17 protein-coding genes are annotated in these 16,378 nt (G+C 57.3%); 6 read left to right on the forward strand and 11 right to left on the reverse strand.

From position 1 onward, the window contains the following. Positions 1-10 precede the first annotated feature (10 nt). The 5 genes from MWU60_RS10425 to MWU60_RS10445 form a co-directional block, all read right to left on the reverse strand. Positions 11-2,437 carry an aerobic carbon-monoxide dehydrogenase large subunit gene (locus MWU60_RS10425; RefSeq protein WP_247227214.1) on the reverse strand — a complete coding sequence of 809 codons (2,427 nt, stop codon included), beginning with the start codon at positions 2,435-2,437 and terminating at the stop codon, positions 11-13. Continuing rightward, positions 2,434-2,964, reverse strand: a complete 531-nt coding sequence (locus MWU60_RS10430) for a (2Fe-2S)-binding protein (protein WP_247227215.1) — start codon at positions 2,962-2,964, stop codon at positions 2,434-2,436. Before MWU60_RS10430 ends, MWU60_RS10425 begins: the two co-directional genes overlap by 4 nt. Before the next feature lie 11 nt (positions 2,965-2,975). Then, complete coding sequence (locus tag MWU60_RS10435) at positions 2,976-3,830, reverse strand: xanthine dehydrogenase family protein subunit M (protein WP_247227216.1); 855 nt, start codon at positions 3,828-3,830, stop codon at positions 2,976-2,978. Positions 3,831-3,942: 112 nt separating this feature from the next. Beyond that, positions 3,943-5,061 carry an MHYT domain-containing protein gene (locus MWU60_RS10440; protein WP_247227217.1) on the reverse strand — a complete coding sequence of 373 codons (1,119 nt, stop codon included), beginning with the start codon at positions 5,059-5,061 and terminating at the stop codon, positions 3,943-3,945. Between the two features lie 94 nt (positions 5,062-5,155). After that, positions 5,156-5,803: a carbonic anhydrase gene (locus tag MWU60_RS10445; RefSeq protein WP_247227492.1), complete on the reverse strand. Its 648-nt coding sequence runs from the start codon at positions 5,801-5,803 to the stop codon at positions 5,156-5,158. A 112-nt stretch (positions 5,804-5,915) separates the two neighbouring features. Between MWU60_RS10445 and MWU60_RS10450 the strand changes: the two genes are divergently transcribed. The 3 genes from MWU60_RS10450 to MWU60_RS10460 all read left to right on the forward strand — a co-directional run bounded on the left by MWU60_RS10450 (position 5,916) and on the right by MWU60_RS10460 (position 8,609). Beyond that, positions 5,916-6,332: a hypothetical protein gene (locus MWU60_RS10450; protein WP_247227218.1), complete on the forward strand. Its 417-nt coding sequence runs from the start codon at positions 5,916-5,918 to the stop codon at positions 6,330-6,332. Between the two features lie 76 nt (positions 6,333-6,408). Continuing rightward, complete coding sequence (locus tag MWU60_RS10455; protein WP_247227219.1) at positions 6,409-7,788, forward strand: leucyl aminopeptidase family protein; 1,380 nt, start codon at positions 6,409-6,411, stop codon at positions 7,786-7,788. Next, a complete protein-coding gene (locus tag MWU60_RS10460; RefSeq protein WP_247227220.1) occupies positions 7,785-8,609 on the forward strand; it encodes an NlpC/P60 family protein in 825 nt (274 codons plus the stop codon). The genes MWU60_RS10455 and MWU60_RS10460 overlap by 4 nt, the downstream gene beginning before the upstream one ends. Here the strand turns inward: MWU60_RS10460 and MWU60_RS10465 are convergent. Both MWU60_RS10465 and MWU60_RS10470 read right to left on the reverse strand, forming a co-directional pair. Continuing rightward, the gene (locus tag MWU60_RS10465) at positions 8,602-8,937 is read right to left on the reverse strand and encodes a DUF2794 domain-containing protein (RefSeq protein ID WP_247227222.1); all 336 of its coding nucleotides are present in this window, start codon (positions 8,935-8,937) and stop codon (positions 8,602-8,604) included. The two genes, MWU60_RS10460 and MWU60_RS10465, sit on opposite strands and share 8 nt — an antisense overlap. Positions 8,938-9,151: 214 nt before the next feature. Next, the gene (locus MWU60_RS10470; protein WP_247227223.1) at positions 9,152-9,418 is read right to left on the reverse strand and encodes an I78 family peptidase inhibitor; all 267 of its coding nucleotides are present in this window, start codon (positions 9,416-9,418) and stop codon (positions 9,152-9,154) included. 98 nt (positions 9,419-9,516) lie between these two features. Here MWU60_RS10470 and MWU60_RS10475 point away from each other — a divergent pair, with 98 nt between their 5' ends. Both MWU60_RS10475 and MWU60_RS10480 read left to right on the forward strand, forming a co-directional pair. Continuing rightward, positions 9,517-10,629, forward strand: a complete 1,113-nt coding sequence (locus MWU60_RS10475) for an S-(hydroxymethyl)glutathione dehydrogenase/class III alcohol dehydrogenase (RefSeq protein WP_247227224.1) — start codon at positions 9,517-9,519, stop codon at positions 10,627-10,629. Then, positions 10,626-11,666 carry a serine hydrolase domain-containing protein gene (locus MWU60_RS10480; protein WP_247227225.1) on the forward strand — a complete coding sequence of 347 codons (1,041 nt, stop codon included), beginning with the start codon at positions 10,626-10,628 and terminating at the stop codon, positions 11,664-11,666. The genes MWU60_RS10475 and MWU60_RS10480 overlap by 4 nt, the downstream gene beginning before the upstream one ends. Here MWU60_RS10480 and MWU60_RS10485 read toward each other — a convergent pair. Together MWU60_RS10485 and MWU60_RS10490 are read right to left on the reverse strand one after the other, a co-directional pair. Then, the gene (locus MWU60_RS10485; RefSeq protein ID WP_247227226.1) at positions 11,663-12,286 is read right to left on the reverse strand and encodes a TetR/AcrR family transcriptional regulator; all 624 of its coding nucleotides are present in this window, start codon (positions 12,284-12,286) and stop codon (positions 11,663-11,665) included. The genes MWU60_RS10480 and MWU60_RS10485 overlap by 4 nt on opposite strands. 111 nt (positions 12,287-12,397) lie before the next feature. Beyond that, a complete protein-coding gene (locus MWU60_RS10490) occupies positions 12,398-12,586 on the reverse strand; it encodes a hypothetical protein (RefSeq protein ID WP_247227227.1) in 189 nt (62 codons plus the stop codon). A gap of 155 nt (positions 12,587-12,741) precedes the next feature. Between MWU60_RS10490 and mbfA the strand changes: the two genes are divergently transcribed. After that, on the forward strand, positions 12,742-13,719 hold the full coding sequence (gene mbfA, locus MWU60_RS10495) for an iron exporter MbfA (RefSeq protein WP_247227228.1): 978 nt from the start codon (positions 12,742-12,744) through the stop codon (positions 13,717-13,719). Here mbfA and MWU60_RS10500 read toward each other — a convergent pair. Both MWU60_RS10500 and glp read right to left on the reverse strand, forming a co-directional pair. Next, positions 13,716-14,294 carry a GNAT family N-acetyltransferase gene (locus MWU60_RS10500; RefSeq protein WP_247227229.1) on the reverse strand — a complete coding sequence of 193 codons (579 nt, stop codon included), beginning with the start codon at positions 14,292-14,294 and terminating at the stop codon, positions 13,716-13,718. The genes mbfA and MWU60_RS10500 overlap by 4 nt on opposite strands. Next, complete coding sequence (glp, locus tag MWU60_RS10505; RefSeq protein WP_247227493.1) at positions 14,294-16,363, reverse strand: gephyrin-like molybdotransferase Glp; 2,070 nt, start codon at positions 16,361-16,363, stop codon at positions 14,294-14,296. Before glp ends, MWU60_RS10500 begins: the two co-directional genes overlap by 1 nt. Positions 16,364-16,378 lie beyond the last annotated feature (15 nt).

The raw sequence follows: 16,378 nt of genomic DNA on the forward strand, positions 1-16,378 counted from the left end.
CACATGTCACCTAGTCGTGCAGGCCCAGTTCATTCGCGGTCTTCCAGATCCGCCAATGATCGTGGGGCATATTGGTGTGCGTATTGCCAAACGGACGGAACGCATCCTGCACCGCGTTTGAAAAACATGGCACGCCTCCCACATGCGGGCTTTCACCCACGCCCTTTGCCCCGATGGGGTGATGCGGGCTGGGTGTCACGGTAAAGTCGGTTTCATAGTTCGGCACTTCCCAAGCCGTTGGCAGGAAGAAATCCATCAACGTCCCCGTTTTACAGTTGCCCATATCGTCATAGGCGATCTCTTGTCCCAATGCGACGGCGAGTGCTTCTGTCAGACCGCCATGCACCTGCCCTTCGATGATCATCGGGTTGATCCGGGTGCCGCAGTCATCCAGCGCATAGAAGCGGCGGATTTCCGGCACGCCGGTGTCGACATCAATGTCCATCACGCAGACATAGGCCCCGAAAGGATAGGTCATGTTGGGCGGATCATAATAGCTGACCGCCTCCAATCCCGGCTCGATCCCCGGAATGGCCTGATTGTAGGCGGCAAAGGCGATTTCCTTCATGGTCTTGAACTTTTCAGGCGCGCCTTTGACGGCGAACCGGTCCACATCGAACTCAACGTCGTTGTCGTGGACCTCAAGCAGATAGGCCGCGATCATCTGCGCCTTGGCGCGGATTTTGCGCCCTGCCATTGCTGTGGCCGCACCGGCAACCGGCGTTGAACGTGACCCATAGGTGCCAAGACCGTAAGGGGCCGTATCCGTATCCCCTTCTTCGATGGTGATACTGTCCGCAGGCAAACCAATCTCTGACGCGAGGATTTGTGCGAAGGTTGTCGCATGCCCCTGACCTTGCGAGATCGTGCCGAGGCGCGCAATCGCAGACCCGGTGGGGTGGATGCGGATTTCGCAGCTATCGAACATACCAAGTCCAAGGATATCGCAGTTCTTCACCGGGCCAGCGCCGACAATCTCGGTAAAGAAGGACAGTCCAATCCCCATCAGTTTACGGGTCTCGCCACGCTTGAACGCCGCGACCCGTTCGGCTTGCTCTTTGCGCAATCCATCGTAGTCAACGGCCTTCAGCGCCTTGTCCCAAGCGGTGTGATAATCCCCACTGTCGTATTCCCAACCCAACGCGGCGGTATACGGAAACTGCTCTTTTTTGATGAAATTGATCCGGCGCAGTTCAGCGGCATCCATGTTCAACTTGATCGCGAGAACCTCGACCATGCGTTCAATGAAATACACCGCCTCGGTCACACGGAACGAACAGCGGTAGCTGACGCCGCCGGGGGCCTTGTTGGTATAAACCCCATCGACCTCAAGATAGGCGGTAGGAATGTCGTAGGACCCGGTGCAGATGTTCATGAATCCTGCCGGAAATTTGGTCGGATCTGCGCAGGCGTCAAAGCCGCCGTGGTCGGCCGTTACGTGACACTGCAAACCTGTGATCTTGCCGTCCTTGGTGGCGCTGATCTTGCCTTTCATCCAGTAATCACGGGCGAAGGCGGTGGTCATCAGGTTGTCCATCCGATCCTCAACCCATTTCACAGGCTTGCCGGTGACGATTGAGGCGACAACAGAACAGACATAACCCGGATAAGCGCCAACCTTATTGCCGAAGCCGCCGCCGATATCGGGGGAAATCACACGGATGTTGTGTTCTTCGATACCCGAAATCAGTGACACGATTGTCCGAATGGCGTGCGGGGCCTGAAAGGTGCCCCAAAGCGTCAGCTTGCCGTTGACCTTATCCATTGAGGCCACGCAGCCGCAGGTTTCGAGCGGACAGGGGTGCGTTCGGTGGTAGTACATGCTCTCTTCGGCCACGACGTCGGCATTGGCGATGACTTCTTCGGTCGGGGCCTTGTCACCAGCTTCCCATGTGAAGATGTGGTTGGGGTGCTTGCGTGGACCATGCGCCCCATCAGGGATTGTGCCGTCTTCGGCCACCAGATCTTCGCGCAGAACAACATCGGATTGCAGCGCCTTGAACGGATCAACGATGACGGGCAGCTCTTCGTAATCGACCACTACAGCTTCGATACCATCAGCGGCGGCAAAGCGATCTTCGGCGACAACAAAGGCCACCTCCTGCCCTTGGAACAGGACTTTGCCGTCGGCCAGCACCATCTGTTTGTCACCCGCGAGCGTCGGCATCCAGTGCAGACCAAGCGGTTCCAGATCAGCGGCGGTCAGCACCGCCAGCACGCCGGGCACTTCCAAGGCCGCGCTGGTATCAATGTTCTTGATGCGTGCGTGGGCATAGGGTGAACGGACAAAATCGCCAAACAGCATGCCGTCCAGCTTGATATCATCGACATAGTTGCCCTTGCCTTGCGTGAAACGGGCATCTTCCACGCGCTTGCGCGAGCAGCCCATGCCTTTGAGGTTATCAACGCGTTCTTCGCGGGTGATTTCGTCCTTCATTCTGCAGCCTCCACTTCTTTTGATCCTACCGCTTCGCTGGTTGAGGATGCGGCTGCATTCATTTCCGTGGCGGCGGCCTGAATGGATTTCACGATGTTCTGGTAGCCCGTGCAGCGGCAGATATTGCCTGCCATGCCAAAGCGGATTTCCTCTTCGGTTGGGTTGGGGTTTTCTTCCAGCAGTTTGGTCGCCCGCGTGATCATCCCCGGTGTGCAATAGCCACACTGCAAGCCGTGGTGTTCCTTAAACGCCTCTTGCAGCGGGTGCAGATTATCGGGGCCGCCGATACCTTCGATGGTAGTCACCGATTTACCGCTCGCCTGAGCGGCGAACATCGTGCAGGCCTTGACCGATTTGCCGTCGATCGTGACAGTGCATGCCCCGCAATGGGATGTCTCGCACCCAATATGCGGACCAGTGATGTTGAGCCGCTCGCGCAGCGTGTAGATCAGCAGCTCGCGCGGTTCGGCCAGAAACTCTTCGTCCTTGCCATTTACGTTCAGCTTGATGTGCAATTTGTTTGACATGGTCTGTTCTCCTATGCCCGCGACCAGGCGCGTTCGATGGCGCGGCGCAGGATGACGCCAGCGACATGTTTCTTGAAAGCGACGGGGCCGCGATTGTCCTCGGTCGGGTCAATGTCTTCCAACATCGCAGCCATGGCCGCTTTGAGTGCCGCATCGTCCACGGTGGTGCTGACCAAGGCCGCGCCTGCCGCTTCTGAATAGATCGGCGTATCGCTGAGGTTCGTCATCGCAATTGAGACGCTTGAACAGGTATCGCCATCCTTGGTGATCTGCACAGCCGCAGCGGCCGTTGCGTAATCGCCGATCTTGCGCTTTTGCTTCTCATAGGCCCAGCCACCTTTTGGGGTCGGGATGGTGACTGTTGTAAGCACCTCATCATCCTCGCGCGCCGTCATATAGGCGGCCTCGTAAAATTCGCGGGCAGGGATGTCACGGGTACCATCCGCACCCACAACCGTGAAAGTCGCGTCAAGGCATTGCATCAGGCCTGGCATGTCATTGCCCGGATCGCCATTGGCGACATTGCCGCCGACAGTGCCCATGTAGCGCACCTGCGGATCGGCGATCTGCAACGCCGCTTCCCGCAGGATGGGTGCAGCAGCGGCAAGACCCGCGTGGTCGATAATGTCGGATTGTGTGACCAATGCACCGATGGTGATGCTGTCTGTGCCCACGTCGATGTCTGACATGCCGCCAACATCCTGCAGGTCGATCAAATGGGGCACGTCGGCCATGCGCAGTTTCATCATTGGGATCAGACTGTGCCCACCCGCCATGACACGCGCGTCGTCTCCGTGTTCCTCAAGAATAGCCAGAACCCCGGCCATGTCCTGAGGGCGATAATATTCAAATGCCGCTGGAATCATCAGCTCTCCTCCCTAGAAGCGATTTTTCTTGCTGAGAGGAAGGCTGGCATGCTGCTGCACACCACGGCTTTAGCAAATCAATGAAAAACAGGTATTTTGCACGAGATGCGCCTTAGCTTGCACGAAATGCGCCAGACCGCGCGGCAAGCGCATCCTGTATCACCTTCAACTTTGATCGGGAAACCGGCGCTGGCGGTAAATCAACACCATCAAAGATACACCGCCCTTTGTCTTTGGTCCGTTCAAAGCGGGCGACATGCGCTGGATTGACCAGATAGCTGCGATGGCTTTGCAGGAAACCGGTCGGCACAAGGCGCTTGGTGGCCTCGGTCACCGGCCACACGCAAAACAAGCGTTCAGTGGCGGTGTAGACCTGCGTATAGTGCCCATCAGCGCGCACAAAGTGGACATCGCTGGACCAGACAAACACCTTGCCGCCCTCGCGCTCGCACGGGATTTGAATGCGCTGGAGTTGACCGGGAGCAACATCTGCCGCGTCGTTACGACCAACCGGTGCCGGGACAACAAGATATGTCACACTGACCCAAAGACAGGCACCGAAAATGACAAAGCTGAAAAAGATCACCCCAAGCGCAAGTGTCTCGTTGCTCATGGTGGGGCCAAACTCGGCGATGCTTGGAACGGGTTCAAAATTCGTCCCAGCCATTGCCAGAAAATGCACCGAGCAGACAGCGGCAGCAAAGCAAACGGTGCCAAGCAGGACGTTTTTGTTGGAACGCTGCCCATAGGCCGCCCAGATCGCCACAATACACAAGCCAATCGCCACGACTGATGACAGGATAACGCCCGCCGGGGTATAGACGGCGCGGCACAATTCCAAACCAGCCATCCCGATATAATGCATCACCAATACGCCGACCCCGACGATGCCGCCTGCAATCGTGATGATCTGCGGCGTGCGTTCGGTAAAATGCAACAGGATCAACGCGCCACCCACCAGCAGGATCGCCGAAAGCGCCGATACAAGTGTGATGGCCGCGTCATAATAGAACAGGATGGGCAGTTGCAGCCCCAGCATCGCGACAAAATGCATGGCCCAAATACCACCGCCGAGCGTGATGGCAGCAAGAGCAATTGAGAGTTTGCGCTGCAATATCGGTTTCGCTGCAAGATCACGTGTCAGCGAAAGCCCTGTAAACCCGGCAACCAAGGCAACGACACAGGACATCACGACCAACGCGTTACTATGGCTGACAGTCAAAAACTCCATGCTTTTGAGGATGCCCCAAAAAACTGAAGTTTGGCAAATGATGAAACCGTGTCGTGCCCGGTGGCTTCTATCTTATGACGCCGTTGTGCTGCGTCTAGATCGCTTTGAACGTGCCCGATTTCGGATCATACGCCTCTAGGCTGCCTTCGCCGATGTCATTCCACAGGCCGTGGATGGACAGTCGGTCGCCTTCGATGGCCTCTTTCACGAAGGGGAAGGTGATCAGGTTTTCCAGTGAGATCACAACAGATGCCTTTTCCAGCGCGCGCTTGCGTGCATCGTCATCGCCATCCGGCAAGGCCGCATAGCCCGGGCGCAGGATGTCCATCCAACGGCCAACAAAGCTGCTGGCTTCTTCCAGTTCGGGTGCGTTGCCGGAACACATGTTGTAGCACCCCTCGACCCCGCCGCAGCCGGAATGCCCAAGCACGATCAGGTGTGCGACTTTCAGCCCCGTGATCGCATATTCGACCGCTGCGGACGTGCCGTGATGGTGTCCGTCAGGGTTAAAGGGCGGCACCAGATTGGCGATGTTGCGGTGGATAAAGAACTCGCCCTGATCTGCGCCAAAGATGGACGTCACATGCACCCGGCTATCACAGCACGAAATCACCATAGAGCGCGGGTGCTGTCCGTCTTCAGCCAGCCTGCGATACCAGCCCTTGTTTTCGGTATAAACGGTGGCTTTCCAACCGTGGTATCGGTTGACCAGATAGGCCGGAAGGGGGCGGGCGAGGCGCATGATGCTGTCTTTCGTTGTTCCCGCAGGAATACGTCGCATTTTCACGAATTTCGAGCGATTTTTCGTCTTTGTATCAACCTTCTGAGAACCTTGTCGGCCTAAAACCGCCTTTATGAAGAATATCACACCTTTCCCTGCCCCGGTTTCGGCGACATCGAATGATGTCATCGCGTTGCATTGCCAGCATCAGATGCACTTTGATCCGTCCCCCATCGCGCAGCTGTTTGCGGAACGCCAACCCCATGAGGCTGAAGAAATCGTTTGCCGCATGTTGGAAGACATCGCGGCCCGGCTAGATATGCTGCAACGTGGGTTGGCGGAAAACGCTTTTGCAACCATGCATAAACCGGCACAACGCATCGGTGTAGTGGCTGATCAGATCGGATTGTCTGAGGTTGCGATTGCGGCGGGCCATGTCGGCACCTGCCTGCGCCAAAATGATGGTGTGGGTATTGAGGCGACCGTGGCGCGGCTGGAACGTGGTTTTGACGTTGCGGTGACAGAGGTATGGAATTTCCGCGATTTGTAGGATGGTGTGAACCGACCCTTGCAGCTTGTGGGCAGCTGGTTAGGTTGTGGCGTGAATAATTTCAACAGGATACGCCATGCCGCTCGCTTTTTCCGACCCGTCTGATGATGCAATTCCCGTTCATGTGATAGAAGCAGACGGCCTTGATGCGGCATTGGGTGGTCTGTCTCAAGAAGGGCGCGCTTGGGCCAAGGCCCAAGGTTTTACCGCCGCTTTGGGTCAGGTGGTGTGCCTGCCAGATGCCGAGGGCGCGATAGCGCGTGTTCTGGTTGGTTATGGTACGGCGCAAAAGCGGGCGCGCGGGCGGTTCCATATGGGGGCTGCGGTGCGCAAACTGCCTGAAGGAACTTACGAGATCATCAACGGTCTGTCGGGTGCCGATCTGGAAGAGGCCGCGTTGGCCTGGCTTTTGGCCGGTTATAGCTATGACCGCTACAAAAAGCCTGCGAAACCAGTGGCCGCACTGGTCGCCCCTGACGATATTGATGCCGCGCGCATCGCAATCATCGCCAATGGCGAGGCGCTGACCCGCGAACTGATCAACACCCCTGCCTCTGACATGGGCCCGGATGAGCTGGAAGAAGCCACGCGCGCTTTGGCGGCGGGACATGATGCCAGCCTGAATGTCATCACAGGTGACGACCTGATCACCTCGAATTTCCCAATGATCCATACGGTCGGGCGCGCTTCTGATCGTGAACCACGCTTGATGGATATGCGCTGGGGCAATCGTGGGCCGCAACTGACCTTGGTGGGCAAGGGTGTGTGCTTTGATACGGGTGGTTTGAACATCAAACCGGGTGCGTCGATGGGTCTGATGAAAAAGGACATGGGTGGTGCAGCCACAGTTCTGGGACTTGCGCATATGATTATGGCGCTGGAGCTGCCGATGCGGCTGCGTGTCCTGATCCCAGCGGTTGAAAACAGCATAGATGGAAGCGCGTTTCGTCCGCAGGATATTCTGACGTCGCGCAAAGGTCTAACCGTCGAGATTAACAATACCGATGCCGAAGGACGGCTAGTCTTGGCAGATGCGCTGACTCTGGCGGATGACGATGAACCAGATCTGGTCATTTCGATGGCGACGCTGACGGGTGCTGCACGCGTGGCGGTTGGTCCTGATTTGGCACCGTTTTATACCGATGACGATGCGCATGCTGTGGCGCTGTCACATGCAGCACAAAGGGTCGCCGACCCGGTCTGGCGCATGCCCTTTCATGAGCCCTATGAAGCAATGATCGAGCCGGGGATCGCTGATCTCGACAACGCGCCAAAAGGTGGGTTCGCCGGGTCTATCACAGCCGCCTTGTTTCTGCGCCGTTTTGTTGAAAGCCCTTACATGCATTTTGATATCTATGGCTGGCAACCCACTGCGGCACCGTCACGGCCCAAGGGCGGTGTCGGTATGGGCGCCCGCGCCGTGCTTGAGGCGCTACCAGAGCTGCTGAACCTGTGACCGACCGGCGGCTGACACCGGCCAACGGGCGTGTGGCCGCGATGCATTTGGCCGGATCGGTTGAAGCGAAACGCTATGTTGAGGGCTGGTCTGCGACGGTGACGGTCCCTGTCGCTGATCTTTGCCAAAGCCCGGATGGTCCGCGTGACCGTCAACTCTTGATCGGTGCCAGGGCCACTGTTTTTGAGGACCGTAACGGGTGGGCGTTTGTCCAAGCATCTGACGGTTATGTCGGATATCTGCGGTCAACTGAGTTGGGTGATGTGACAGTGCCAACGCATTTCGTGGCCACGGTCGCCACGCATGCCTATGCGCAAGAGGATTTCAAATCAGCAGACTTGCATCACCTGCCTTTCGGCGCGCGCGTAACCGTGTTGGATGAGCGGCGCAGGTTCTTTGAGACCAATCTGGGCTTTGTGCCCAAAAGCCATCTACGCGCGATTGATCGGCCCTTTTCCGATCCCGCCACTGTGGCTCAGCTTCACTTTGGTGTGCCTTACCTTTGGGGTGGGAATTCCACACGGGGCCACGATTGCTCTGGCCTGATCACGGCATCGCTTACGGCGTGCGACATCACATGCCCTGCCGACAGCGACATGCAGCGAGATGGATTGGGGCAGGCGTTTGCCGATGCCTACCAGCGCGGTGATCTTGTGTTCTGGGATGGCCATGTGGGGATGATGGTCGATGCTGATACGATGATCCACGCCAACGCGCATCACATGGCGACGGTATACGAACCGATCGAACGGGCGATCCTGCGGATTGAGGCGCAGGGCGATGGGCCTGTGATCGCGCGCAAACGGTTGTCGTCTATTTGACCGCACGGATCAGTTTGCGTTCAAGCACCCGCAAGACCTGACGCAGGTCATTGCCCCGTTTCAAGGTCTGCCCGTCCATGCCGATCACTGCATATTGCCCTTGTTTAAGCCGCAGCTTGGGCCGTTTTTCGATCCTGTAAAGCGGGTTTTCGGCCGCCCTGCGAAAGACCGAGAATACGGCAACTTCGCGGAGATGCGACATCCCATAGTCGCGCCACTCGCCGGCGGCAACCATGCGGCCATAAAGGCCAAGAATCACGTTTAGCTCGGTGCGGTGAAAAGCGATCTGCTCGGGGGCATGAAACTGAGAGGGGGACTGATCTGTCATATGGTAGAGTTGCGTCAAAACCCCTTAAAATCAAGGCTTGTTATCTAAACGCCTTTGTTCTGCCTTGAAATAACCATGACACTGCCGCGTCGGCTGCCAACTGGGAACACAAGTGATTGTCAGATTAACGACATAGCGAAATGCTACCCCGATGTCGCGGTCAATAGCCCCCACCCAGTTCGTGACATCGGGGAACTTCGTTTCCCCCAAAATATCAGCCACAGTTTATTGTTTGGATTGTTTCCATATCGTCAATCATGAAGTTGATCCGTTCTGGCCGGAAATCCTGTGTCACCATATCGCCCGGTCGGATGACGCGCACCATGCCAAGCCGCAGGTTGCGTTCCAGTACTGTGGTCTTCTGACCGATCAGACCAGCGAACTCAGCCGCGCCACAGGTATCTTCGATTTGCGGCGGTACAGGTGGTGGGGCAGGTACCGCGCATCCGGCAAGGGCGATTAATAATATAAAGTGTCTCATGCCCGCATTGTCCCGGCTTTATCGGACAGTGCAAGTCCATGGTTGAAATTTCGCCGACTTTCGCTGATCGTCCGAATGAACAAAGGGAGTTGTCGGATATGCGAACACGTGCAGCCGTGGCACTTGCGGCGGGTAAGCCGCTTGAAGTGATGGAAGTGAACCTTGAAGGCCCGAAGGCTGGTGAGGTTCTGGTAGAAATCAAGGCGACGGGGATTTGCCACACGGATGAGTTTACCCTGTCGGGCGCTGATCCCGAGGGCATGTTTCCCGCCATTCTGGGCCATGAGGGTGCGGGTGTTGTTGTTGAGGTTGGTGAAGGTGTCACCAGCCTGAAGCCCGGCGATCATGTCATTCCGCTTTATACGCCTGAGTGTCGCGAATGCGATTATTGCCTGAATCCCAAGACGAACCTGTGCCAGAAAATCCGGTCCACCCAAGGCGCTGGCGTGATGCCAGATGGCACGTCGCGGTTTTCGATGCTCGATGGCACACCAATCCTGCACTACATGGGCTGCTCGACTTTTGCCAACCACACTGTGTTGCCAGAGATTGCCCTCGCTAAGGTCCGCGAGGACGCGCCGTTTGATAAGATCTGCTATATCGGCTGTGGTGTCACGACAGGCATTGGTGCGGTGATCAACACCGCCAAGGTCGAGATTGGGTCGACGGCAATCGTCTTTGGTCTGGGCGGCATTGGTCTGAACGTGATCCAGGGTTTGCGCATGGCCGGCGCCGATCAGATCGTTGGCGTGGATCTGAACCCCGGCAAGGTTGAGATGGCGACGCGGTTCGGCATGACCGATTTTGTGAACCCCAAGGACGTCGAGGGCGATTTGGTGGCCCATCTGGTCGAACTGACCGGTGGTGGTGCCGACTATACCTTTGATGCGACCGGTAATGTCGGCGTCATGCGCACTGCGTTAGAAGCCGCCCATAAGGGCTGGGGTGAAAGCATTATCATCGGTGTGGCACCAGCCGGGGCCGAGATTTCCACACGGCCTTTCCAATTGGTGACCGGGCGCAGCTGGCGCGGGACGGCCTTTGGTGGTGCATCAGGCCGGACGGATGTGCCCAAGATCGTGGACTGGTACATGCAGGGCAAGATCGAGATTGACCCGATGATTACCCACAAGCTGAGCCTTGATGACATCAACAAGGGTTTTGATCTGATGCATGCAGGTAAGTCGATCCGGGCCGTGGTTGAATTTTGAACACTGCCGCACTTGATGCATTGGCCCGGTCACTGACCGGGCCTTTTGCGTTTTGCGGGATTGCGGTTAGCCGTCCGGGGCAGACGCATTACGCGATCGGGACGGCTGACGGGATCAAGGCTGATCCCGACACAATTTTTCGTGTTGCCTCGATCTCGAAAATCATCACAGCCGCGGTGTTTGAGGGCGCTGCGAATTACGTCGGGCTAGAGCAGCCCTACGATGTAGACGTGCGCGACGTCCTACCGCTGGATGTTCGGTCCCCCAATTTTCCGGCTCAACCAGTCACGTTGGGCATGCTGCTTACCCATACCTCTGGGCTATGGGACGATGGTGGGTATCTGTTTGATGGGCGGTTGTCCGAGGGTTTCGATGCGGCACAGATGTTTGGGCCAGATAAGCCGGGCACCTGTTTCCGTTACAGTAACTTAGGGTACATCTTGCTGGCTGCGGCGGCAGAGAAACTGTCAGGTGAGCGGTTTGACCTGCTTGTGGCAGATGCGCTGTCGCCCAATGACATTCGCGGTAGCTTCAACTGGTTGGGTGTAGCCGCGAAAGATCTTCAAAACGTACTGCCCACGTTCCGGCGTTCTGGCAGGGATTTTGTCGCTCAGATTGACACGCAGCCAATTCCCGCTGTGGTGCCCGATGGCTATGTTTTAGGTGAGCATACAGCCATATTTTCACCGCAAGGCGGGTTGCGTATGTCCTTGTCCGCTATGTTGGGCCTTGCGCAAGTCTATCAGGGTGGGCTCAATCAGCCACAATGGCGATCAACGGATGGTCCAGGCGAATACTGTGATGGGTTGTTTGAACACTACGGCGCAGGGTTGCAGTATCTTGACGCGCCGCCATTCTATCCGCGCCCATTGATCGGTCATTTCGCAAACGCCTATGGGTTCAAAGGCGGTGTGTGGTGCGATGAGGACGCAGGGCTCAGCTTTGCCTATGCGCTGAACGGGTTTCCGGTCGGTGACGAAAGCGATGATTTATCGGTGGAAGAGCGCGATATTTTCAACGCAATTGCAGCGCTTTAGGTTTTCACCCCATACCGCGCCATGAACATCTCAACTGCGCCGTTCACCACGCGCATTTTCTCTTCGCGGGTGAACTCATCGGTCATGTTGAAGACCATCCGCGGGAAAAGGTCAGCTTTGCACAGTTCGTGAAACTGTTCAGCGGCCAGTTCAAAATCGCTGATCTCAAGCTCGCCTTTCTCAACCGCCTTTTGAAAAAACTCGACCAGCCGATTACGGATCAGCATCGGACCACTTTCATAGAACTCGCGTCCCAGTTCGGGGAAACGGTCGCTTTCGCCCACACAGATACGAAAGATGCGTTTGCCGAATTGTGATGTAATGAAATCCACCATTTCCATGGCGATGTCGCACAACACCCGTTGCACTGGCGCGTCCATGTTGATCGTCTCAATCGCATGATCGGCTTGGCGTGCGCATTCGGTTTTGGCGACCTGCATGAACAGGAAGCGTTTGTCAGGAAAGTAGCTGTAAAGCGTCGCCTTAGAGACACCTGCCGCTTTGGCGATGTCGTCAACAGAGGCCCCCTCAAAACCATCAGATAGAAACACCTGTCGGGCGCCTTCCAGCACCTGATCAAATTTCCGTCCTTTTTTGGGTTCGACTGTGCCGTCGGGCATATTGGGTGCTCCTACCAGACCTCTACCATAAACTGATCAGTTCACTTCCGGCAAGGAGTTAGCAGCGATGGGGCCAAGTGGGGACAAGGAGCCCCATCGCTACAACAGGCGCTACTTGGTCGTGACGGTGCAAGTATCGCCGGAAAGTGTCGTCAGGTCGGCACAGCCTTGGCTGACCTCAGGGGAGGGCTGAGGTGGAAATGTCAGCGTGGGGAAGTTGACCGAAATCGACAGGGCTGAGGCAGGAGCGGCAATACCGACGAAAGCGGCGGCCGTGAGGGCAAAGAAGATACGAGACATTGTGTGTTTCCTTCTTGAGAATTTCTGTTCGTAAGCCATAACTAAACCGTTCAGTTTAGATTACAAGAGAAAAGTGAACTGATCGGTTCACTTTCTTGACTTGCGGGTTTGGAATGATGTATTACTTTAGAACTATTCTAAAGTAGGAGCATGTTATGCTAAATGGATTTGGCTACCGCCGTCGGTTCAATGAGCTGTCCGAACAAGAGGTTCTGGCCTTGGCCATTTCATCCGAAGAAGATGATGCCCGCATTTATCGCGGCTATGCTGAAACGCTGCGCGGGGACTATCCGGCCTCAGCCGCGATTTTTGATGGTATGGCTGAGGAAGAGGACGTCCACCGTCGCCGCCTAATTGACTTGCATCGCGCCCGCTTTGGTGAGGTCATTCCGTTGATTCGACGCGAACATGTATCGGGGTTCTATGCTCGTCGTCCTGTGTGGCTGGTCGAAAACCTTGGTCTTGCGCGGATCCGCGATGAGGCCGCCCAGATGGAACGCGATGCAGAGCGGTTTTATCTGACTGCGGCGGCTGCCACCAGTGATGCGGCGACCCGCAAACTGCTGGGTGATTTGGCAGCGGCGGAGGCAGGCCATACCGATAAGGCGCAAGCGCTGGCGGACACGCATTTGGATGGGGATACAAAGTCACAGGAAGAAGCCGCCGCCCATCGGCAGTTTGTGCTGACTTGGGTTCAGCCGGGTTTGGCGGGCCTCATGGATGGCTCTGTTTCGACCTTGGCGCCCATCTTTGCGGTGGCATTTGCAACCCAGGATACCTGGACGACGTTCTTGGTAGGTTTGGCGGCATCCGTGGGTGCCGGGATTTCGATGGGCTTTACCGAAGCCGCGTCGGACGATGGCAAGATTTCGGGGCGGGGTTCACCGTATAAGCGGGGCTTGGCGGCTGGCGTGATGACCATGATTGGTGGTCTGGGCCATGCTCTGCCGTATCTGATAACTGACTTTTGGACGGCAACGATCATTGCTTTGATTGTGGTCTTCGTGGAACTTTGGGCAATTGCGTGGATCCAGAACCGCTTTATGCAAACCCCATGGCTGAAGGCCGTGTTTCAGGTGGTTTTGGGCGGTGCGCTGGTCTTTGCCGCCGGTGCGATTATCGGGTCCGGCTAGACGTTGCGCACCATTGTTGTGGACGCGTTGAAGCCGAAGATATGCCTGAGCACGCCAATCTCGACCGTCTTGACTTCTTTGAAACCTACCTGTCGATAGAGCGCCTTCGCCCTTGGGTTGGTATCTACAACGTCAAGCCGGACCTGCGTATAGCCCCGCCGCTTCGCCTCATCCGCCACCGCATCCAGCAATGCCGTGCCAACGCCAAGACCGCGCGCTTCGGGGGCCACGAAAAGCCCATCCATCAAGAAGCGTTCGTTTTCGGTATCCCGTTCCAGCGTGGCCAGCAGTAGCGCCCGGATGGATGCGCTGACCCAGCCATAGGTCCGCTGCAGGTCACGAAAACCCCCGCCGACCAATGCGCCCTGCGTGGTTTTGAACCCTGCAATCCCCAAAAGCCGCCCGTCGTCATCATGCGCACAGATCCCGTGATCGGGCCGCAGCACAGAGCGGACGAACATCAGCGCCTGATATTTCGGCCCCATGGTAAAGCCCAGCTTATCGCCGAAAGCCTCCCAATAGAGGGCCGCCGCCTCTTCGCGGTCTTTGTGTGGAATGCCGACTGTAATTTTCATTATTCAAAGCTGCTAAACGGAATATATGCGACAGGGTCACCAAATCCGACCTTTTGCGCCGGATCGTCCAATTCCACAAGCCCTGTGGCCCAGCTTAGGCCCGAGACGCGTCCTGATCCTTCGGATGCAAAAATCGTGACCTGTCCGTTTTCCAATCGTGCGCGCAGATACTCGCGGCGGCCTTCCTTTTTGGACTTCGTGAAACCGGCAGGAAGCATGTAGCGCGCAGGCTCTGTCCATGTGCCGCCCGCCATGACACTGAGCGCAGGTGCCGCAAAGACCAAAGCGCAGACCATCGCCGCCACCGGATTGCCGGGCAGGCCAAAGACGGGCGTATCGTTCCAAAGGCCAAGTGCGAGCGGGCGTCCGGGTTTCATTGCGATCCGCCAAAGGGCCAGAGAGCCGGTGCCTTCCAGCAGGGCTGACATATGGTCTTCGTCACCTGCGGATGCGCCACCTGACGTCAGGATCACGTCGCATTTATGTGTGGCATCATCGAGGATCATGCGCAGTGTATCGCGGTCATCTGGTGCCCGCCCCAGATCAACAACCTGATAGCCCCAGCCTGCCGCCAAGGCGCACAGCATGGGCCGGTTTGCATCGAAGATCTCACCGTCGGTTGCGGCCTCGCCGGCTTCGCGCAATTCATCCCCTGTTGACAGAACGCCAACCCGCAGCGTTTTGAACACGCTGACGGATCTCACGCCCACCGCTGCCATCATGCCTAAATCCCCGGGAGTGATCTTGCGCCCTTGCGTCAGGATCGTCTGGCCTTGCACCATGTCCTCGCCTGCGTCGCGGGCGTTTGCGCCTTTCTTGAGGGGGCCATGAAAATTGACTTCAGTGCCATTGGCGCTGACGTCTTCTTGCAGCACGACCGTATCGACACCCTGGGGCAGGTTGGCCCCGGTCAGGATGCGGATGGCATGACCGGCGGGTACGTGGCCATGATAGGGCGCGCCCGCGGCTGAGCGGCCGTCTACCAACGGCAGGCGTACAATCCCTTCGGGTGCGGGTCCGGCGAACCCGTAGCCATCGACGGCGGCATTTGGCGCAGGCGGATGCGCGCGGGTGGCGTGCACGTCTTTTGCAAGAAAACGCCCTGCGGCGTTTTTGAGTGCGACGTCCTCTGCGGGCATGACGCAGGTGAGGCGGTCACGCAGGTGGTTTTGTGCTTCTGCGACGGGGGTCCAATAGGCGCCTTGTGGCATAGCAAAGCAGTCGTTTTTCAGAAGGGGTGGGTTGCTGATGAGCGCTTTACGCAACAACGCGGCTTGTCCGGCCCCCAGCACCCAGCCTTCAGCTGTCGCGTCCACCGCCATTAGCGTTGCCATGTCGGTTGCGGGCAATGCCGAGAAAGCACGGGCATACACAGAAACCTGTGCGGCATCTCGAATGGGCTCTGGGTCAGCCGTTACAAGATCGGGCAGGAGTGAAAAATAGGTCTCAGCTAAGACGATTTGTGCCTCGGGTGGCTGAAACGGCCAAACAGACAGCGCTTTGCCAAACCGGTGTCGCAGGCGCGCCAGTACTGGCAGCCCCATGATGACCTGCCCGCCGACAGCCCCCGCGCCCGCCAGTTGCCATGGTGAAAAGCTTCCGGGAATGGCGACGTCTGCCGCGCGTTTTTCGGCTAGCCCGTGATCTGACGTGCGATCAAGCCCCTTGCGCGGAAGATGCGCGATATCGCGTGGCAGCCCATTGAACCAGAAGGGTCCAGTACCGGGGAACATCGCGTTGATTTCGCCTGCCAGATCAAACCGGTTGTTGGCTTTGGGGTCGTCTTGCACACGGGCTTCGAACCAATCCCAAAGCGCAAGTGTGTCTTCTGAGCCGACCAGTTGGGTGGCAAAGCCGGTAGGATAGGCAAAGCAAAGGTCGAAGCCGACAAGCACCCGGTGGCCAGCATCTTGAAGCGTCGTCAGGGTGTCGACCAGCCAATCTTCGGCCAGTTGGCGGTTGCGCAGATAGATGGGTTCACCCGCGATGCCAGCAGTGCCGATACAGGCCCAGATCGCGTCTTTGACAGGACGCGGCCCCCGATCATTGCCGCCGGACCAATCGACCATAATGACTTTGTCAAA

Source organism: Yoonia sp. F2084L (assembly GCF_023015625.1).
GTDB lineage: Bacteria > Pseudomonadota > Alphaproteobacteria > Rhodobacterales > Rhodobacteraceae > Yoonia.